The 20,298-nt window shown below is 46.6% G+C and carries 18 protein-coding genes, 2 tRNA genes and 1 pseudogene; 7 read left to right on the top strand and 14 right to left on the bottom strand.

What is annotated here, in order from left to right:
* Nucleotides 1-26 precede the first annotated feature (26 nt).
* The 5 genes from KGF88_RS02530 to dnaQ all read right to left on the bottom strand — a co-directional run bounded on the left by KGF88_RS02530 (nt 27) and on the right by dnaQ (nt 3,735).
* Nucleotides 27-2,204 carry a M3 family metallopeptidase gene (locus tag KGF88_RS02530; RefSeq protein ID WP_153826964.1) on the bottom strand — a complete coding sequence of 726 codons (2,178 nt, stop codon included), beginning with the start codon at nt 2,202-2,204 and terminating at the stop codon, nt 27-29.
* Nucleotides 2,205-2,308: 104 nt separating this feature from the next.
* Nucleotides 2,309-2,656, bottom strand: coding sequence for a YkgJ family cysteine cluster protein (locus KGF88_RS13905; RefSeq protein WP_110075433.1), 348 nt, complete (start codon nt 2,654-2,656; stop codon nt 2,309-2,311).
* Nucleotides 2,657-2,696: 40 nt separating this feature from the next.
* Nucleotides 2,697-2,773 (bottom strand) — tRNA-Asp (locus tag KGF88_RS02525).
* 29 nt (nt 2,774-2,802) lie between these two features.
* A tRNA-Asp gene (locus KGF88_RS02520) sits at nt 2,803-2,879 on the bottom strand.
* A gap of 172 nt (nt 2,880-3,051) precedes the next feature.
* A complete protein-coding gene (gene dnaQ / locus KGF88_RS02515) occupies nt 3,052-3,735 on the bottom strand; it encodes a DNA polymerase III subunit epsilon (protein WP_110075434.1) in 684 nt (227 codons plus the stop codon).
* 207 nt (nt 3,736-3,942) lie between these two features.
* On the opposite strand from dnaQ, the gene rnhA reads away from it, so the two are divergent.
* The 4 genes and pseudogenes from rnhA (at nt 3,943) to KGF88_RS02495 (ending at nt 5,910) form a co-directional block, all read left to right on the top strand.
* Nucleotides 3,943-4,413 (top strand): ribonuclease HI, encoded by a 471-nt coding sequence (rnhA, locus tag KGF88_RS02510; protein WP_153826963.1) that lies wholly within the window; start codon nt 3,943-3,945, stop codon nt 4,411-4,413.
* Nucleotides 4,414-4,556: 143 nt separating this feature from the next.
* Nucleotides 4,557-4,724 (top strand): hypothetical protein, encoded by a 168-nt coding sequence (locus KGF88_RS02505; protein ID WP_153826962.1) that lies wholly within the window; start codon nt 4,557-4,559, stop codon nt 4,722-4,724.
* Nucleotides 4,724-4,987 (top strand): hypothetical protein, encoded by a 264-nt coding sequence (locus tag KGF88_RS02500; protein ID WP_153826961.1) that lies wholly within the window; start codon nt 4,724-4,726, stop codon nt 4,985-4,987. Before KGF88_RS02505 ends, KGF88_RS02500 begins: the two co-directional genes overlap by 1 nt.
* 228 nt (nt 4,988-5,215) lie before the next feature.
* Nucleotides 5,216-5,910 (top strand): annotated as a pseudogene (locus tag KGF88_RS02495) (ISAs1 family transposase).
* A 74-nt stretch (nt 5,911-5,984) separates the two neighbouring features.
* Here the strand turns inward: KGF88_RS02495 and KGF88_RS02490 are convergent.
* The 3 genes from KGF88_RS02490 to KGF88_RS02480 form a co-directional block, all read right to left on the bottom strand.
* Nucleotides 5,985-6,212 carry a hypothetical protein gene (locus tag KGF88_RS02490; protein WP_153826960.1) on the bottom strand — a complete coding sequence of 76 codons (228 nt, stop codon included), beginning with the start codon at nt 6,210-6,212 and terminating at the stop codon, nt 5,985-5,987.
* Between the two features lie 2 nt (nt 6,213-6,214).
* A complete protein-coding gene (locus KGF88_RS02485; protein ID WP_257119955.1) occupies nt 6,215-7,123 on the bottom strand; it encodes an RHS repeat-associated core domain-containing protein in 909 nt (302 codons plus the stop codon).
* A 116-nt stretch (nt 7,124-7,239) separates the two neighbouring features.
* Nucleotides 7,240-8,430, bottom strand: coding sequence for an RNA-guided endonuclease InsQ/TnpB family protein (locus KGF88_RS02480; protein WP_257119954.1), 1,191 nt, complete (start codon nt 8,428-8,430; stop codon nt 7,240-7,242).
* 43 nt (nt 8,431-8,473) lie between these two features.
* Between KGF88_RS02480 and tnpA the strand changes: the two genes are divergently transcribed.
* A complete protein-coding gene (gene tnpA, locus KGF88_RS02475; protein WP_257119953.1) occupies nt 8,474-8,902 on the top strand; it encodes an IS200/IS605 family transposase in 429 nt (142 codons plus the stop codon).
* Nucleotides 8,903-9,024: 122 nt separating this feature from the next.
* Here the strand turns inward: tnpA and KGF88_RS02470 are convergent, their stop codons facing one another.
* The 3 genes from KGF88_RS02470 to KGF88_RS02460 form a co-directional block, all read right to left on the bottom strand.
* Nucleotides 9,025-9,420, bottom strand: coding sequence for a rhodanese-like domain-containing protein (locus tag KGF88_RS02470; RefSeq protein WP_153826766.1), 396 nt, complete (start codon nt 9,418-9,420; stop codon nt 9,025-9,027).
* 93 nt (nt 9,421-9,513) lie between these two features.
* Complete coding sequence (locus tag KGF88_RS02465) at nt 9,514-10,257, bottom strand: sulfite exporter TauE/SafE family protein (RefSeq protein WP_110076238.1); 744 nt, start codon at nt 10,255-10,257, stop codon at nt 9,514-9,516.
* 2 nt (nt 10,258-10,259) lie between these two features.
* The gene (locus KGF88_RS02460) at nt 10,260-10,985 is read right to left on the bottom strand and encodes a class I SAM-dependent methyltransferase (protein WP_153826765.1); all 726 of its coding nucleotides are present in this window, start codon (nt 10,983-10,985) and stop codon (nt 10,260-10,262) included.
* A gap of 112 nt (nt 10,986-11,097) precedes the next feature.
* Between KGF88_RS02460 and gloB the strand changes: the two genes are divergently transcribed.
* Nucleotides 11,098-11,841, top strand: coding sequence for a hydroxyacylglutathione hydrolase (gene gloB / locus KGF88_RS02455; RefSeq protein ID WP_153826764.1), 744 nt, complete (start codon nt 11,098-11,100; stop codon nt 11,839-11,841).
* A gap of 44 nt (nt 11,842-11,885) precedes the next feature.
* A complete protein-coding gene (locus KGF88_RS02450) occupies nt 11,886-13,502 on the top strand; it encodes a LysM peptidoglycan-binding domain-containing protein (protein WP_153826763.1) in 1,617 nt (538 codons plus the stop codon).
* Here the strand turns inward: KGF88_RS02450 and ligA are convergent.
* The 3 genes from ligA to smc all read right to left on the bottom strand — a co-directional run bounded on the left by ligA (nt 13,499) and on the right by smc (nt 20,136).
* Complete coding sequence (gene ligA, locus KGF88_RS02445) at nt 13,499-15,559, bottom strand: NAD-dependent DNA ligase LigA (protein ID WP_153826762.1); 2,061 nt, start codon at nt 15,557-15,559, stop codon at nt 13,499-13,501. The two genes, KGF88_RS02450 and ligA, sit on opposite strands and share 4 nt — an antisense overlap.
* A gap of 26 nt (nt 15,560-15,585) precedes the next feature.
* Nucleotides 15,586-16,596: a cell division protein ZipA gene (zipA, locus tag KGF88_RS02440; RefSeq protein ID WP_153826761.1), complete on the bottom strand. Its 1,011-nt coding sequence runs from the start codon at nt 16,594-16,596 to the stop codon at nt 15,586-15,588.
* Nucleotides 16,597-16,665: 69 nt separating this feature from the next.
* Complete coding sequence (gene smc, locus KGF88_RS02435; RefSeq protein WP_153826760.1) at nt 16,666-20,136, bottom strand: chromosome segregation protein SMC; 3,471 nt, start codon at nt 20,134-20,136, stop codon at nt 16,666-16,668.
* Between the last annotated feature and the right edge of the window lie 162 nt (nt 20,137-20,298).

The following is a 20,298-nucleotide window of genomic DNA, read 5'->3' as shown; positions in this document are numbered from 1 at the left end:
CCTCTTTTATTGTACGAAATCAGCTATTAATCAATTTTCGGAGCAGTTAAGCCACGGCGTTGTAATAAGGCTTCAACGGTAGGCTCTTGACCACGGAAATCGATGTATTGCTGCATCGGCTCTTTGCTATTCCCTTTAGAAAGGATAGTGTCACGGAATGCTTGACCGTTTTCTAGGGTCAAACCACCGTTTTGCTGCATAAAGGCAAAGGCATCAGCGGCTAACACTTCAGACCACATATAAGCGTAGTAACCAGCTGAATAGCCACCGGCAAAAACGTGCGCAAAGAAAGTCGACTTATAACGCGGTGGTACTGCAGCTACTGCTACACCATTGCGTTCAAGCGCGGCTGCTTCAAACGCCGCCACATCGTCAATGCTGCTAGCAGCATCAGCTGATAGCGTGTGGTATTCCAAATCCAACAAGGCTGACGCAATATATTCTAAGGTGTCATAACCCATGTTGAAGTTTTTCGCAGCCAACACTTTATCAAGTAATTCGGCAGGAATCGGTTCACCGGTTTCGTAATGTTTAGCAAAGTTATTTAATACTTGCTCGTTCAACATCCAATCTTCTTGGAAAGTTGAAGGAAATTCAACGTAGTCACGTGATACTGACGTACCTGCCAACGATGGATACATGACATCAGAGAACATTCCGTGCAAAGCGTGTCCCATTTCGTGGAACATGGTGCTTACTTCGTCAAAACTCAACAGCGTTGGGCCTTCGGCTGCTTTTTTGATGTTCTGGTTATTTAAAATAACCGGCTTGCTATCTAATAAGTGTGACTGAGACACGAATGAGCTCATCCAAGCTCCGCCGCGCTTGCCATCACGAGTAAACCAGTCGCCATAGAACAGGCCTAACGTTTCACCATTAACGTCTTTAACCTCGTAAACCATGATGTCATCACCATAAGTTGGGATGTTATCTAGTTTTTCGAAAGTAATACCAAATAATTGATTCATAGCATAGAACACGCCATCTTCAACCACTCGATTAAACTCAAAGTATTGCTTCACTTCGTTAGCATCTAAAGCATATTTTTCTGCCCGAACTTTTTCGGCATAATATGCCCAATCCCATGGCTGCACTTCGAAATCGCCACCTTCTGCCTCAATCATCTCTTGAATTGCAGCTTGTTCAGCGGCCACGTTACTCACTACTGCTGGTACCAAATCACGTAACATAGCTTGTGCTGCTGCTGGCTTAGCGGCCATGCTAGTTTCTAATACGTAATCACCCCAAGTGTCGTAACCCAGTAGCTCAGCTTTTTGAGCACGTAGTTCAGCCAAGCGTTTTACTAAAGGACGGTTATCTGTCGCTGTGTTACCAGTACCACGATAAGCGGAAGCTTCCCAAATACGCTGACGTAGTTCACGATTCTCTAATGATGCCAACACTGGTTGACGGGTCGTGTTGGTAATCCGAATGGCATATTTACCTTCATGACCAGCAGCCGCAGCAGCGTCGGCCAGACTTTGAATCTCACTCTCGCTAAGTCCAGCTAATTCGTCAGCACTATCAACAACGATCAAGTTTTCGTTAGCTAGCGTCATCAGGTTACGCTGAAACTCTGTGGTTAATGAAGACATTTCAGAGTTAATTGCACGGATCTTGGTTTGCGCCTCAGCGTCTAGTTCAGCACCAGCACGAACAAAACCTTTGTACGTATCTTCAACCAAGCGCAACGCTTCGCCTTCTAGTTCAGCTCGGTTGTCGTACACTGCTTTAACCCGAGCAAACAAGGTTGAATTAAGCATAATATTGTCGCGATGCTGTGCCATTTTTGGTGCGAGCTCGCCTTGCAAAGCCCGAGTGTCATCGTTCCCATTCGATCCAGCAACGTTATAAAAAACTGAAGAAACTCGGCTTAATAAAGCACCTGCTTTTTCCATAGCTACGATGGTGTTTTCAAAAGTTGGTGCTGCGCTGTTGTTAGCAATAGCCTCAATTTCCTTACTATGCTCTGCCATACCAGCTTCAAATGCTGGTTGATAATGCTCAAAACGGATTTTGGTAAAATCTGGAGCCTGATATGGAAGTGTACTTGCAGCGTAGAATGGATTGCTTTGGCTTAGTGAACTAGCCGCAACCTGCTCAGTTTTAGCTGACTCAACGGTGGTTTGGCTAGCGTCTTTATCAGAACAAGCGGCAACTGAAATGGCCGCACCGATAGCAACAGCAATAAGGCTCTTGCGCATAATCTTATCTCCCTTGTGGTTAAATGCTTTAACCGTACTAATGTACCTGCCTAAGGAGTAAGGCTCAAGAGCTATTCGTGGCACAATCTTTGCGTTTTAACCTGTTAGGCTACTTCATGCACCGAAATGAGTGGTAACAGGCCATACTTCGCGCGGGCTTTATCACAGTAGGGATTACTACCGTCTATCGACATAGCGAATTCTCGACATGGACTGGGTCGATCCGGGTAAATGCTGCAGCTAACCTGCTCCCCGATAGCGCCAACTAAGGCAATACAACGAGGTTCACGTTGATTCGTGCCTTGCATGCAAAGAAGATGAGGATGAAAAGATTCGGTTAGTTCGCTTGGAACATGACCTTGGGGTGCGCCTGTTGCTTCGCCCCAATAAAAAGACACACGATAAGACGCGCAGCAAGCCCCACACGTCAAGCAGGCATCAGCCAAACTCATCGCACGACACTCCAAAAGAAAATAAGAAGTTTGTCTGAAATGGCGGAGCGGACGGGACTCGAACCCGCGACCCCCGGCGTGACAGGCCGGTATTCTAACCAACTGAACTACCGCTCCGCAGCGGTATGAAACCAATTTCAGGAAAGTGGCGGAGCGGACGGGACTCGAACCCGCGACCCCCGGCGTGACAGGCCGGTATTCTAACCAACTGAACTACCGCTCCGCTTTCCTAACTCTGGGCAACCCGACTGGGTCCCCCTGAATGCGGAGCGAATATTACGAGTGCTGGAATGTTCCGTCAACCCTTTTTTTGTGTTTTTGAATCGTTTGCTTAAAAAAAATGCAAAAGCCGCAAAATTTGTTCAATTTACCCTACCACTTACTTCTGCTATGGCCTATTCTTGCCACAATGCATCATTGATTAACGCTAACCTTTGTTGGTGAGCCTGTTGCTCTGCTGCTGATGCTTGCACTACCTTAAGTGCCGGTTTATTGAGCACTGGTGTCCAACCACTACTGAGTTCTCCGTTCGCTCGGTTACCGGGCAACTCTAATGCGGTTTGCCCACCCGTCATAAGCAAATACACATCCGCTAATAATTCAGCATCTAATAATGCGCCGTGAAAAGTCCGGTTTGAGTTATCTACCCCGTAGGCACGACATAAAGCATCTAGAGTGTGGCGTTGGCCAGGACGCATCTGTTGCGATAACTTGAGGGTATCGAGCACACTACAATAGTCGATAGTCTTCCCCGTGCCGTTGCGCAATAAAGCAAACTCATGATCCATAAAGCCCACATCGAATGGGGCATTATGGATAACTAATTCTGCACCTTGGATGAAATCAATGAACTCTTCCGCAATTTGTGCAAAAACCGGTTTATCTTGTAAAAAATCATTGGTGATACCGTGTACATCAATCGCTTCTTGCTCAACTACCCGCTGCGGATTGATATAGACATGAAAGGTACGCCCCGTTAGCTTGCGCTTGATGACTTCAACGGCGCCAATTTCTATAATTCGGTGGCCTTCTTCTGGGCGTAACCCAGTAGTTTCTGTATCTAAAACGATTTGCCGCATAAGAGTTTGTGCTTCTTTCCAAATTAAATTGATATCACTTGCCCAGTGATAAACCTGACGTTTACCTGTGGAAGACTGCTAGCAATCCTGCACACCAACAATAATCGTTAGAGTTTAACAACTGTATACTGACTTTGCTATGACGCATTTATTTGTCAGGTCTGCTAAACTGCGCCTTAAATCATTACTTAGAGATAACGTTTTAGCATGCAAACAGTGCATATATATACGGATGGCTCCTGCTTAGGTAACCCTGGCCCTGGCGGTTATGGCGTGGTTATTGAATACGGTAAACATCGCAAAGAGTTTGCTGCTGGATTTCGGTTAACCACGAACAATAGAATGGAAATGTTAGCCGCGATTATCGGCTTAGACGCGTTAAAGCGACCGTGCGATGTGGTACTCACCACGGATAGCCAATACCTTAAACAAGGCATTGAAGAGTGGATTCACAAGTGGAAAAACAATGGGTGGCGAACCGCCAATCGCAAACCCGTCAAAAACGCTGATTTATGGCGTTTAATAGATGCTGCGGCAGCTCGCCATAACGTGCGCTGGGACTGGGTTAAGGGCCACGCTGGTCATCCACAAAATGAACGCTGTGATGAATTAGCGCGCACTGCCGCAAGTGGTAGCGATTTAGCTGTTGATGAGGGTTTCGAAACAGTTCAAATTTGAGTCAACTGACCTGAATTTAGGTTTACTGACTTTCTGCGCTTTGAGTTCAAAATGTTTTAACTTAATGCTGCGCTCTACTAATTAAAACACACCTATCCAGAGCTGACGTTCAAAATGGGTTGAGTGACAATCAGATATCTGCAATGGCTGGTGTTGGTGGTGGTCAAGTATCAGTAAACAACAATGGTGATGTAACTGGGTTTGGTATTAAAGCTGGAGCTGGTATAAATGCAGGTGCAGTAGTTGAAAAGCCTATAGTTGGATTCGCTATCGAGGAGGACAAAGGCTTTGCCAAAACAGGAGGTAACTAATGCTCTATTTAGAAATCGCGCTTTTAGTAATTTCATTTCTTCTAATTGTAACTGGTGCTACTTTATTTGTTTTGGCGAGAAGCTATGTTAAGAAAGAAATGTTTGAAAATTTCTATGGTGGCAAAAATGCAATATACGGTGGTTTTAGGATATTCAAATATGAATATTATCAGAGCGATAAACTCTGGGTTTGCACTTCTTTAAGAGTTGTTTTTATTGGTTTGTTAATGGTATTTCCTTTGATGTATATGCTAGCTAAATAGTTTTTGAATCCAAAGCCTCGCAAGGGCGAGGCTGTGAATTCAAAGATCCATCTATACTATGGATGAATCGTTTTTCGCTCACAATACCTATGAACTACGATACGCATACAATAATCTAAGAATATCGGTAAGCAGGGCAAGATCGTGAACGTTTTTTGAGCAAAAAACGATCGGTTTGACGATCTGGGTTACCTGTGATCATATACTCCCTTTTTCGGGAGTTAAATCATGTATATCGAAGCTTTCACAAGCCACTTTGGCGCATTAACGGACGCACGTCAATCAGCGAAAGTCACCTATCCGCTGGAAGATATTCTGTTCATCACCTTGTGCGCACCATCTCCCGCATTGACCCAGAGCAGTTCCGACTATGTTTTGTGAACTGGATGCAGGATGTACACGAAGCCACTCAGGGGCAGGTCATTGCCATTGATGGCAAAACGTTGCGCAGGTCATATCAGCGGGGCGACAAGCACTCGACGATTCACATGGTCAATGCCTTTTTTCACGTGCTCAGCGCCGACCAAATCGTCGAGGATTTTCCACAGTGGCCCGGACTCAAGACCTTGGGGATGAGTGTAAGTTACCGCCAAGTAAAGGGAAAACAGGAAGAACTGACGTATCGTTACCATATCAGTTCTGCCGAGCTATCGGAGCGGGAGATGGCCGATGCCGTACGCGCACACTGGTCTGTTGAAAATAGCTTACACTGGGTCCTGGATGTTTCCCTGCGAGAAGATGATTGTCAGATCCACCAGAACCATGGTGCGGAGAACTGGTCCATGTTGCACCACATGGCATTAAACATGCTGCGCGCAGAATCATCAAAAGGCAGTATCCCGGCCAAACAAAAGCGAGCATGGATGAAAGCCGAATATCTGGAGGCTGTATTATCTGCGGGCTTCAACGAGATGATGAATTAATGTACACTCATGCGGTTACCCTGCCCCGCGAGGCGAGGCTTTGGATTCAAATGTTTTAACTTTAATGTTGCGCTCTACTCTTTTTCTTTACTACTATCGTCTTTTGCGATTAAAAATGCCCACACTACATATATTGAAACAGCGATTTCTATTGCTACAATTGCCAAAAACGATAATGGTTCAGCATCAAACTCAATGGTTTCTCCACCTTTAAGCATTAACTCGCCATTAATAAGTCCTAAAGTTGCATGGCCTACTAATACAATTGAAGCTATTAGTGAAACCCATTTTTTTGAGCTCATAACTATTTTTGCCTTTCGTCGTCATTGTTTTGAAGTACTTCAACCCCTGAACTAACAACAGTCCCGACAGCTTTATCGACAACATAATTGTACGCTTGAGCTTTGAGGCTCCCGCCTCTACCTGCGTGAGTCTTTTCAGCCTGAACACCAGCAGCATTACCAGCCAAATCACCCGATAAACCAGCCGCATCTCCATCAAAAACTAGAGCCGCAGTGTTAATAGCCGTTGAAACTGCTTGCGCTTGAGGTATTGGTACATAGCCTAGTTTATCAACCAGATTCTGGACAGGTTTACTAGTTAAAATATCAGTAGTTCCGTGTGCAACATCCATTCCTATTTGCTGTGCAGCATTTCCCATATCTTTCGCAAAATTTTGGTTCCCTTGTGTAGTAGACTCATAACCAAATGCTTTAGCCATCATCGTACTTAAGTCAGGCAATTCAATTACGGGGTGTGCAGTTCTTCCATCAGGATCATTGTACTTATAGGGATTATTATTCCCATAGGTATATCTGCCAAAGCTATCGATATTGTTAGGATCAAATCCAACCGGATCATTCGAATAAAACCGCCCAATCACTGGATCATAGTATCGTGCCTGCATATAACTCAGGCCTAAGTCATTATCGTACTTATGACCAGTGTATCCGATGTCGTCGTTTGGCGCTTCGTAAGTGTCACCAAAAGGTTGGTAATGCCGGCGATTCTCTACCCTTCCTGTGCTGTTGGTTCGTGCCACCGGGCTGCCCAACCTATCTGTATGGATAAAGGTGGTTGTTGCCTGGCGGTCTTCAGCGATAAGCCTATTGCCAAGGTAAATGTAGTTCGTTTGAACGCCGTTATCTTCGCTCAATAACAACTGCCCCGACTGGCTGTAGAGATAGTAACGGGTATCACCATCGCCCGCCACCTTAACGCGGCGGTTGTGGCCGTCGTAGGCGTAGCTCTGCCCACTGCTGGCAACCTATATTGGTGACTGCTCCCCGCCCTAAGCGCTAAAGCGCCACGGGCGAGGCTTCCAACTTCTCAGGCAGCAACTGGTACGTGACCAGATTGACGCTTGCCTCCATTGGCAGAAACCGACAGTCCTGCGGCCTTTAATTTTAAAATACCTTGCGCCTTGATATTTAAGGCTGCATTGATGTCCCGATCACGCTGTGTTGAGCAGGATGGACACTGCCAGTCACGCACGTTCAGTGACAAGTATTCCAGCTTGTGTCCACAGCAAAAGCAGGTTTTTGAGCTGGCAAACCATTGATCAATTTTAACCAGATGCTTGCCTTGCTCTTTGGCCTTGTATTCCAGCTTTTGGATCAAGCCTGACCAACTCGCATCGGCAATGTGCTTGGACAATTTCCTGTTCTTCAGCATGTTTTTGACTTTCAGTGTCTCGACAATTACCGCTTGGTTTTCGTCAATAACGTGTCGAGACAGCTTGTGCTGAAAATCAGCACGAGCATTCGCCAGACGCTGATGCGCCTTAGCGAGTTTAAGTCGGGCTTTTGCACGACCTTTGCTGCCTTTTTTGCAGCGTGATAAGGCTTTTTGTTTACGGCGCAGATTGGCACTGGCTTTCTTCAAAAAGCGTGGATTCGGTTTTTTCGTGCCGTTTGAATCTATGGCAATATGTGTTAAACCCATATCCAATCCGAGAACTTGAACAGCATTCAGGCTTTGAATGGGCGCAGGAGCTTCTTGCCCATCTTCATGCAGTAGCGAGGCATAGTATTTACCTGTCACGGTGCGGGACAGGGTGATGCTTTTCAGTTTTCCTTCAACCTTGCGATGAATACGCGCTTTAATGGGCTGCTTTAACTTCGGCACTTTAATCCAGTCATCACCACAATCAACGCTCATGCAATGATAGCTGGACTGCCTGCCGTGCTTGCGCTTGAACTTGGGATAACGAGAAGGCAGTTTGGGATCAAAGAAATGTTGAAAGGCTTTATCCAGATTGATACATGCCTGCTGGAGTGCAATCGAATCAAAATCTTTGAGCCAGTGATACTTGCGAGATTTCTTCGCAACAGCCAACAGCGGCTTGAGGTCTTTTTTGGCCTTCAATTTCAGACCGTGACGCTTGTACTGGCTGCTAATGATGTGCAAAGCCTTGTTATACGCAAAGCGCACAGCACCGAACTGGCGGTTTAAAAATTCCGCCTGCTCAGGTGTGGGATAAATGCGTACTTTCGTGGCCTTTAACATTTCAGCGCTCATTGATATAATTCATTCATTATAAGCTATTAAGGTCATATTTCAAGTGAGTGTGCATCATAAAGAATTGCTATCAGATTACCTTAGAAAACGTCACAGCGTCACCAAGCTGGTTGTTCATCTGGTCTTTACCACCAAGTACCGACGAAAACTGTTCGATGGCTTTATGATTGAGCAGCTGCGTGAAGCATTTGAGTCTGCTTGCGAGAAACTGGAATGTAACCTGCTGGAAATGGACGGTGAAGAAGATCATGTTCATCTGTTGATGGCCTACCCACCGAAACTGGCGATCAGCGTTATGGTGAACAACCTGAAATCGGTTTCATCTCGCCGGATACATAGACTCAATACCCACGTACCCCGGCAAAGCAAGAGCGCAGCGCTCTGGTCGCGCTCCTATTTTGCCTGTAGCGCAGGTGGTGCAACGATTGAAACGCTGAAAGAATATGTACAAAGTCAGGCCACACCTGACTAGAAACGCTTCGCGTTTCCCGCTTATATCCCCGCCCGATTGGGCGAGGGTTTACGCGGGTTTTGCTTATATCCCCGCCCGATTGGGCGAGGGTTTACGCGGGTTTTGCTAAGCCTTCACGTTTATTACTCTCCAGCAACTTGCGGATATTTAGCTTCCTCCCATGCATTCATGCCACCTGCTACTGAAATCACCTTATCGGCATCAAATCCCATCCGTAACAAAGATTCTGCTGCCAGCGCCGAACGTCCACCACTACGACAAATTAAATACAAGGGTTCAGCTGCAATACGTTGTAAGGCATCATCGTAGCCAGCTACAGCCGGATGCTGGTTAATTTGCATTTCCAACACGCCTCGTGGCATGTTTACCGCTTGGCGAATATGGCCAACGGCATACTCAGCAGGTTCCCGCACATCAATCACTCGGGCACCTTCGGCAATTTTTTGTTGCAAGGTATGGACATCGATTTCTTTAACATTTGCACGAGCTCGTGCACACAAATCTTGGGAATTAATCATGATCATTTCTCCATAATGTACATTGTTTAACCAGCTATTTTGGAGTTCTTTTGAACCCTGTTGTCTTTGCTAAACAGCAGTTGCTTCAGTCACCTACAAACTTTGCCAGAGCACAAAAGCTGCCATGATCACTAGAAACACAGCAAACCCCTTTTGCAATGGTGCAGTGGCAATCCGTTTTCCTAACCAACCACCAGCATAACTACCAACAATACCGCCAATAATCACCACAGTAATAGCTGGCCAATCGAACTCAAAACCCTTAGCTATTAGGATTTCGTAATATTTGAAAAAGCCTACAAAAGATTTTAGCGCAATAATCACCAAGCTTGTTGCCACTGCAGCAACTAAATTAAGTCCGCCAAGTAAGACCAAGGCTGGCACAATTAAGAAACCACCACCTACTCCGACGAAGCCAGTAATAATACCAACCACGGTGCCTTCAATGATGATTTTTACAGGATTGATTGCTACTGGCGCAGGATTTACGGCAGCTCGTTTACGCCACATCATGACCGCTGCTAGCAGCATTAGTATCGCAAAAGTAACCAACTGAATGGTTGGGTTTAACAAACCGCCTAGCCAAGCACCGGCATAGGTTCCTACCATTCCTGGGATACCAAAAAAGGCCACATGACGCCAGCTAATAATGCGTTTGGTTAAGTTCGGTATCGATGCCCCCAAACTGATCGCTCCAACGATTAATAAAGATGCGGCAATCGCCATATCTGGAGCAAAACCAAGTAAATACAACAACACAGGGACGGTAAGGATAGAGCCGCCTGAACCAAACAATCCCAAACTCAAACCGATAATTAGTGCCGCTAAAATTGCCATTACTACTCCACTCTATTTGCCACTGGCATCTGCTTCAGTTTCGCTTTTAAGGGTGCCCGTTGGCGGGTTAGCGTCAACGGCATTTCACGCTTACGCGCCACCACCAGATACATGCTACCCAGTTGCGGAAACCACTGATAAAGACGCTGCAAGACACTGTTAGCTGGGTTTAAACGCTCAATAAATAAACTTGGAACAAAATACTCGCTGGTGATTATTTCAAAGTTTAACAGCGCAAGCCAGTCATTAATTCGCGCTTTGCTAAAATAACGTCCACACCACGGAAAACGATCACCTCGCCCAGGCCAAAGACCTGGCAATAATGCGGGACTAAAAGGATTGAACCCTACCAATATCAGATACCCATCTGCAATTAAACTACGACTCATCTCTCGCAGTACTTGATGCGGATCACGCTCAAATTCAAGCTCTGCAACCATGAGAATGGCATCCAGACTATGTTCGGCAAAAGGCCAATGATTGGTGTCAGCCAGCACTTCTGCTGGCAACTGTTTAGCGGCTTGGAGTTCGTGTCCGATGCGTATTTGGGTCAGTTGTAATTGCTGCGCTAACTGGCCGACACGAACAAAATGGTAACCAAACATTTTGGTCAAATGAGGATCTAGTTGCTGTTCGATTTGTTCGCGCAGCCAAATGCCATGCACAAGCTGCTGCCAATCAGTCGGGCCTGCTGCGATATCAGGTCGCAACGCCGGTTCAAACCACATATTGATACTCCTAAGTTAGGCTCCATTCAGAGTAGACTTTAATCAAACAGTTATTCAAGCGATAATCTGGTGAAAGCGTAATCTTATGCGACTTACCTGATGGAGATTCTTTATGTTAGTTTCAGCTATCCCAGCCTTTAATGATAACTATATTTGGGCTATTCAAGCACGGGTGGGGTCGGCTGCGGTTATTGTTGACCCTGGTGACGCTGAGCCTGTCCTTGCGTGGCTTGCAGAACAACAAGTGGCATTGGCAGCCATATTAATCACCCATCATCATTGGGATCATACCGATGGCATCGCAGCTTTGCTGGAGGCTTATCCGCGACAGCCCATCCCAGTCTTCGGCCCAGATCCAGCCATGGCAGCACCTTTAACCACACCCATTGCCTGCATTACCGATCCTTTGCATGATGGTCAGCTCTTCCGTCTCCCTGAGCTTGATAACCAGTGGCAAGTCTTTGCCACACCTGGCCATACGTTAGATCACCTATGCTTTTACACTCTAGGTCACTTATTCTGCGGTGATACCCTTTTTTCAGCTGGTTGCGGACGCATGTTCGAAGGTACCGCTGAGCAATTTCAGCAATCTTTACAGTCTTTAGCTGAACTACCAGCTAGTACCAACGTCTATTGTGCACATGAATACACCGAGGCAAATTTGCGCTTCGCGCGAGCAGCTGAACCAGATAATCAAGCAGTGCTCATGCACCAGCGATGGGTTAAACAGCAACGCCAGCAAGGATTAAGCAGCTTACCAAGCCAACTAGGGAAAGAATTGGAAATCAATCCATTTCTGCGAGCTCAGTCGGTCGCAGAATTTGCTCGATTAAGGCGCTGGAAAGACAACTTTTAATACCGTAAACTGCAATTTGCATTAACAATGGAAATAACTACAAGATGAATAAATGGCTGGCCTTAACACTCTGCGCATTAACCTCAGTAAGTACTGTAGGTTGTAGCCTTACCGCTGATAACAAAACAGCTAGCTCTGCTGTGAATGTAAACACAGACCTAGCCAATGAGGTAGCTGAACCTGCAGAGTCTGTCACCACCACAAGTTCCCTGATGGTATTTACCGATCAGCCAACGTTTGAGTTAGAGCAACTAAGCCCACAACAAGAGGCCGATTTGTGGCAGCGCATTCGCCGCCAGCTAACCATGCAAGCTCCAGAAAATCAGCGACTCATTAGCCAACGCAACTGGTACATGAATAATCCACAGTATATGGAGCGAGTGGCTAAGCGCGCTGAACCTTTTATGTACATGATTGTGGAAGAAATTGAAAAGCGTGACATGCCATTAGAATTGGCTTTACTCCCTATTGTGGAAAGCGCCTTTGATCCCTTTGCATACTCCCATGGTCGAGCTGCTGGAATTTGGCAATTTATTCCAGGAACTGCACGCCACTATGGCTTGGAGATCAATTGGTGGTACGACGGTCGACGTGATGTTTATGCTGCAACTCACGCTGCTTTAGATTATTTAGATGCACTACAAAAACGTTTTGATGGCGACTGGTTGCATGCTTTAGCCGCCTACAATTCTGGTGAAGGGCGTGTCGCGGGCGCTATTCGTCGCAATAAACAGCAAAGCTTACCAACTGACTTTTGGGCCCTTGACTTACCTCGTGAAACTCGTGCTTACGTACCCAAATTGTTAGCCTTAGCTGATATTTTACGCAATCACGATGAGTATGCACAGCACTGGTTACCGATTGCCAATATGCCATTTTTGGCGGTGGTTGAAGCAAACGCTCAAATCGATTTAGCCAAAGCAGCTGAGCAAGCCGGCATAGATTTAGACACCCTCCATCACTATAACTCAGCCTATAATCGTTGGGCCACGGATCCTAACGGCCCGCATCGCTTATTATTACCGCTACCACAAGCAGAAACGTTACAACAATGGCTAAACAGCGCAGATGCTAGTGAGCTAGTGCAGTGGACACGCCACAAGGTAAAGCAGGGTGAGAGCTTATTGGTGATTGCAAAACGTTATCACACCACTGCCCAAGCCATTCAACAAGCCAATAATATTAATGGTCATATTATTCGCGCTGGTGATCATTTATTAGTGCCGGTGGCCACTCGCGATTTAGACGATTACAGCTTGTCCGCAGATCAGCGTTTAGCAAGTACCCAAGCACAAACACGCGGAGCTTATAAAATAGAGCATACTGTGGTCAGCGGAGATACTTTGTGGGATATCAGCCGTGAATACGAAGTGAATTTACGCTCGTTGGCGAGCTGGAATGGTATGGCGCCAACCGACCCTTTGCGCCCAGGTAAAACGTTGGTGGTATGGTTACCGCAACAACAAAAAGCTAGCGGTGTAGTCCGCAGTGTACAATATAAAGTTCGGGCCGGTGATTCCCTCGCTCGCATTGCCTCGCGCTTTAATGTCAGTATTCAGGATATTGAAAAATGGAACCAAATTAGTCGCAGTAAATACCTTCAGCCGGGGCAACAACTTAAACTGTTTGTTGATGTCACCCGGCTAAGCTCACAAAGTTAATCTGGCTGTATTAACTGAATTAAATCATCTTCGCTGAGTACACTCACACCGAGTTGCTCAGCTTTGGCTAATTTTGAACCCGCATTATCGCCTGCAATCACTGCCGTCGTTTTTGCTGATACACTTCCCGCAACTTTAGCTCCTCGCGCCTGCAAAGCTTGCTTAGCTTGGTCACGCGTTAATTGGGTCAAAGTGCCAGTTAACACGTAAGTATGACCTGCCAATGTAGCCTCGCTGCTACTCAGTTTAGTCACCGCCGGCCAATGAATGCCAAGTTCAAGCAATTCGTCAATCACCTTTTGATTATGCGGCTCTCGAAAGAACTGAAAAATATGGTTTGCTACCACGTGGCCAACATCACTAACCTGCTCTAACTCTTCTAAACTAGCCTGTTGCAAGGCCTCGAGTGACGCAAAGTGAGCCACTAAATTAGCCGCAGTAGCCTCGCCTACCTCTCGAATACCAAGGGCATAAATAAATCGAGCCAAGGTCGTAAGTTTACTTGCGGCAATAGCGGCTACTATTTTATCAGCCGATTTTTCTCCCATACGTGGTAAGAAAGCTAATTCACGAGTATTTAAACGGTACAAATCAGCGGGCGATTTCACCCACTCTTTGTCGACCAGTTGCTCAATTAGCTTATCACCTAGTCCATCGATATCCATTGCTTTTCGGGAGGCAAAATGTTTCAAGGCTTCACGCCTCTGTGCTGCACAAATAAGTCCACCTGTACAACGGGCAACTGCTTCGCCCTCGGCACGTTCAATATGCGATCCGCACACCGGGCAGTGCTGTGGAAATTGAATTGACTGGGCAGAGGCTGGACGCCTATCTAACACCACCTGTACCACTTGCGGGATGACATCACCAGCTCGGCGAATAATCACTGTGTCGCCAATATGGATATCAAGCCGAGCTATTTCATCGGCGTTATGCAGGGTGGCATTGGCGACCACTACGCCGGCCACGGTAACTGGCTCAAGCCTTGCTACCGGCGTTATTGCACCAGTACGCCCTACTTGAAAATCCACCCCTAACAGTTGCGTCAGCTCTTCTTGAGCCGGAAATTTCCATGCAATTGCCCAACGAGGTGCGCGCGATACAAAGCCTAAATTTTGTTGTTGACCAATATCATCAACCTTGATCACAACCCCATCAATTTCGTATCTCAATTCAGCTCGACGTTGCAAAATATCTTGATAGTAAGCACTAACACCATGGGCATCAGCAACCACTCTAATCTCATCACTAATGGGTAAACCCCATTGCTGTAGTTGCTGCAATCGCCCAAAGTGAGTGCCTGCGAGTTGTGTCTCATCACTGACCACCCCCATACTATAGGCATAAAAATGGAGTGGCCGCTTTGCCGTAATAGTGGAATCTAATTGCCGCAAACTACCAGCTGCCGCATTACGCGGATTCGCAAACACTTTCTCACTGGCAGCTGCCGCTTGCTGGTTATATGAATTAAAGCCTTTTAGCGGCATAAAGACTTCACCACGTACCTCTAAGCGCTGCGGAAAATCCCCTTGCAGTTGCAGCGGTACATTACGTATGGTTTTAACATTTTCAGTAATGTCTTCACCCGTTTGACCATCGCCACGAGTTGCGGCCCTAACTAATTGGCCCTGCTCGTATAGAATACTTACTGCAGCGCCATCAAGTTTAGGTTCGCAGCAAAAGCTGATTGCCTCTGCACTATCTAATCGTTCAGCCACACGTTCAGCGAAAGCGATAAATTCGGTGCTATCAAATGCATTATCCAAACTTAACATGGGTACTTCGTGAGTCACTTGGGTGAAAGCCGTTAAGGCCTTTCCACCTACTTTTTGGGTGGGTGAACTGGGGCTAGCTAGCTCTGGATGAAGCTCCTCTAATTGCTGTAACTCACGAAATAGACGATCGTACTCAGCATCAGGAACACTCGGCTGATCCAACTCATAGTATTCTTGATTGTAACGCATGATAAGTTGCACCAGCTGCTGATAGCGCAGTTGTGTATGGGTTGCGCTAGTCTGGTTGCTAGCATCTTGGTCAGCAAATAAATCGTTGGTCATAACTCACTGTCTTGGTCTGATTTTGCTTAAGCTTTACCACTTATCAGGCGCTTGCGTTCAAACTCTCGAATGCGCTGATGAATGTGCTGTGTCGCTTGACGAGTGAGCGGATTACGGTGCTCGTCTAACACTTGGCCTTGATCGATAGCAGCTGCCAATTTGACTGCGGCGTTATGCATCATGGTAAAGGCCGTCATCGAATTACTCTTTATCGGCAACGCTAAGAACAGGGCAACCCCGCCTGTGGTAAAGGTTTCTATGGTGTCTATGTTAAACGTGCCGGGATTATACATATTAGCCAAACTAAACAGCACAGGGCCAGTACCAGCAGTATCTACGTGCCGATGGAAAATATCAAAATCTCCATATTTAAATCCAAGCTCGGTCATTTGTTGCAACAACACGCTGCCTTCAATATGACCGACCACATGCAGCACAATAACTTCTTCTGGTTCTTCAGTTAGGACCGGCTCCTGCTCACTATGTTGTAACGGTAGTTCCATACTTTGCGGTGTTTCGGCCGGCGCTGAATCTCGGGATTTTTTAACCGCAGCTGTTGCTTGGTCCGCAACCGAGCTCGCTGGCTGTTGACCTCGCGCAAACAAATCATCATGTTCAGGCCGAATCGGCGCCAAAGGCAGCTCGTCAGGTAATCCATCATCCGTAGCACGAATTGCCGAGGTATCGGACGCCACCGCAGGGATAGCCGCATCCTCGGCAGCCGTCGCTACCACGGCTGCTGACTGAGTTACAGTCGGCGTGGTTTCATTGGTTTGAGCTGGTTTATTAGCTTCGCTGGGGTGCGCTTTGGCGCCGCTTGTTGGCGCAGTAGTCTTGCTCATGTTAGCACTAGCAATAACCCGAACCGCTCCTACGCCATCATCATCAAAGCCCCCTGAATCCACCTGTCGCCGTTTGTTGGCAATAGCATCTACTTGCTCACGCTGGCGTTTTTCATTCTTGCGAATGGTCCACATACCATGAGCAATAATGGCAATAATTAATAACGAACCACCAATAATCAGCACTGTATTCATAACATGTGACTCATTTATGTCGATATTCCTGTTGTATGTTGCTCGCACTCAGGTGCATTGGATCGTACTCTAAGCCTCTGTTAATGCTACAGCTTGTTCAATATCTACAGCAACTAAGCGCGATACGCCGGGTTCTTGCATGGTAACACCGGCAAGATGCGAGGCCATTTCCATCGCGACTTTATTATGACTGATATAAATAAACTGCACACTTTGCGACATTTCTTCTACCAACCGACAAAAGCGTCCCACGTTGGCGTCATCCAAAGGTGCATCAACTTCATCCAACAAGCAAAATGGCGCTGGATTTAGTCTAAAAATGGCAAACACTAATGATAAAGCTGTTAACGCCTTTTCACCACCAGAAAGCAGGTGAATTGTACTATTTTTCTTACCGGGGGGACGCGCCATAATAGTCACTCCGGTTTCAAGTAAATCATCATCAGTAAGTTCAAGATACGCATTCCCGCCGCCAAACACTTTTGGGAACAGCTCTTGTAAGCCATGATTCACGGCATCATAGGTTGCCTTAAATCGTTGTCGGGTTTCTTTATCTATGGTTCGAATAGCTCCCTCGAGCGTTGCTAATGATGCCGCTAAGTCATCATTCTGCTGATCCAAATACTGCTTACGCTCAGCTAGTGTCTCAGCTTCTTCGATAGCTGCCAAGTTAATTGCACCTAAGCGACTGATAGCCTGCTGGATGCGTTCCAACTTACTTTGCCACTCGGTTTCGTTAGCATCCTCAGCTAACCCCTCAAGAATAGGTTTAAGTGACTGTTGCAGGTCAGCTAATACAGCTAAAATACTGCGACTACGCTCTTGCACTGCAGCTAGCTCCATTTGCGTGCTTTGTACTCGCATCCTTGCTTGCTCAATCTTTGCCTGCACTCCTTGAGCACCGCTGGTCAACTGGCGTAATTGCTCTTCGTATTCATGCACTTTATTAGCTAAGTCGCGTCGTTGCTCGTCAATCAACTCGCGTTGCGCTAAGGTTTCTTCTAACGTTAGCGCTAACACTTCTACGTCAGTATCGTCATCCTGTTCTGGGTGCTTCAATTGCTGTAACTGCGCTTGGAGATGTTGCTGTTGCTGTCGTGCTCGTTGAGCTAACTGCTGATAATGCGTTAATTGTTGGCGCAGTTGTTGTACCTCACTTGCTTGCGTCATTTGCCTTTGTTGTAGGGCTGTTAATGCCTCACGTAAATGCTGACGTTGTTGTTGCAAGTGATTGCGTTGCGTTAACCAATGCTGCTCATCAAGTGGCTGCAACTGCTCCGTTGCTTGCTCACACTGCTCAGCTAATTGCTGCTGTTGCTGCTGGCCGGTAACGAGCTGTTGTAGCAACTGTTGGTGCTGCTGTTTGGCTTGCTGTAGACGTTGCTCTAATTGCTGCTGCTGATGTTGTTGCCATTGAAAACGCTCGTCTATCGAACGTAAATCCGCTTGATAGAGGTGCAAAGTCTGTTTGGCCTGATCCAATTCCTGATGCCGGAGCTTTAACTCCTGCTGAAGTTGCTGTTTACGAAGGCTGGAATCTTGTAACTGCTGTTGTAATCGAGTTAGATCTGCTTCTACCTGCAATAACTGTTGCTGCTGCAAGAGCTTACTAGCAGCAGCATCCATTGTGCTGGCTTGATACCCTCCAGCTAACCATAGTTGCCCAGCTTGATTGATAGCACCTAGCCACTGGTTTTGCTGTAGCAACTGTTGCGCCTGTGCCGCATCATCAACGGCAGCAATGCAATGCAACCAGCTCCATTGTTGCAAAGGTCCGCTTACTAGCGCTGCCACACTCCCCTTTGGGGGCTGCTTTACTTGTAACTGTACCACTTGAGCACCAGCTAAGAGAGGCCACTCTGGCAACGGCTGCGTGATGACCCATGCCCCCAGCCAGGGCTGTACCAGTTGTTCTAGCGCTAACTGCCAGCTCTGTTCAACCTTCAGTAATTGTTGCACTTGCCCCAACACTGGGCATTGGTGCTGCTGCAACCAATGTTGCACGTCCATGGTGGTCGCTTCATGCGTGCCTTGTTTGAGGGCTTGTTGCAAGGCACTTTGCAGGCCTAAGTTTTGTTGCTGCTGAGTTTGCTGCTGCTGGCGTTGCTGTTCAACTTGCTCAAACTGTTGTTGGTGCACATTCAGTTGTTCTGATAATGCTGCAACCTGTTGTTGTGCTGCATTAATCTGCTGCTGTAACTGCTGTCGCTGTTGATCCGTAGCGGCTAGGTTATAGTGCTCAAGTTCAGCTAGCAGTTGCTGTTGTTGCTGCTGATTAGCATCAATCGCTTCTGCACACTTAGCTACTTGGTCTCGTTGGCGTTCGTGTTGCAAATGTAATTGCTGTTGTTGCTGCAGCTGGTGCTGCGCCTGATTCAATGCTGCTTGATAATCATCTTGCCAAGCTAACCAAGCTTCTTCATGTTGTTCAAATCGGAGCTGAGCTTCAACCACTTGTTCGTCAGTTAGCGCTTGCTCAGGTTCAAGTTCAAGTAATTGCGCGGCCAATACCTGATGTTGATCGTTATCTTGCGCCAGCGTTTCTGACAGTTGCGTTAATTCTTGTTGTAGCTGTTGTTGCTGACGTTGTCGCTGCTGTCGTTGTAACTGGTGATGTTGCAACTGATGCTCGAGCCTAGTTACCTCATTGCCTAGTTGATAAAACTGATGTTGTACCTGTTCTAACTGCTGTTTACTCTGTGCCGTTTGCTCGCGTAACTCAGTACTGCCTCGCTCACTACCTCGTTGCTCAGTTAGCCAGCGCTCTAATTCTGTGGTTTGTTCAGCTTGTTGTAGACGCAACTGTTCGGCTTGACGCTCCGTTGCTAACCAACGTAATGCTTGTAGCTCACTTTTATAACGTCGTTCTTGCTGTTTAAGTTCTTTATAACGGCGGGCTGCTGCGGCTTGTCGTTGCAGTTTGTCTAATTGACTGCCCAGTTCTTCACGGACATCGTTTAAGCGATCTAAATTGTCGCGAGTATGCTGCATGCGCGTTTCAGTCTCTCGACGCCGTTCTTTGTACTTAGAGATACCGGCGGCTTCTTCAAGAAAAACACGTAATTCTTGCGGCTTAGACTCAATCAGGCGCGAAATCATGCCCTGTTCAATAATCGCGTAACTACGCGGACCTAAACCGGTACCAAGAAATAAATCAGTGATATCACGACGGCGACATTTGCTCCCATTTAAAAAATAATCAGAGCGGCCATCGCGAGTCACTAGACGTTTAACAGAAATCTCGGCGTAATTTGCATATTCTCCTTGCATCCGTCCGGCGCTATTATCAAACACCAACTCAACGCTAGCCTGTGATACGGGTTTACGTGCCGTTGAGCCATTAAAAATGACATCCGTCATGGCATCGCCACGCAAATTTTTGGCCGAACTCTCGCCCAGCACCCAACGCACCGCATCGATGACATTTGATTTGCCACAACCATTAGGGCCAACCACACAAGTCATCTGGTGTGGGAAAGGAACTTTAGTGGCATCAACAAAAGATTTAAAACCAACGAGTTTTATGTATTTTAAGCGCATTTATTGTCGTTATATTGTGAGCTCATACAAGTGCACATGGCCCCGTTAAAGATACAAGCAAAACCTTAGCAAATATTCCTGTTATTTGTAATCTATTTACTTATTTTCAAGCTTGTAACTTACCCTTACAATTTGACCTATAGAACGGCCATTGGGCAAGAT

The sequence above is a fragment of the Idiomarina loihiensis genome, from assembly GCF_024584785.1.
In the GTDB taxonomy this organism is placed as follows: Bacteria; Pseudomonadota; Gammaproteobacteria; order Enterobacterales; family Alteromonadaceae; genus Pseudidiomarina; species Pseudidiomarina fusca.
The sequence above is the reverse complement of the archived record's forward strand: the minus strand, read 5'-3'. Positions and strand labels throughout refer to the sequence as shown.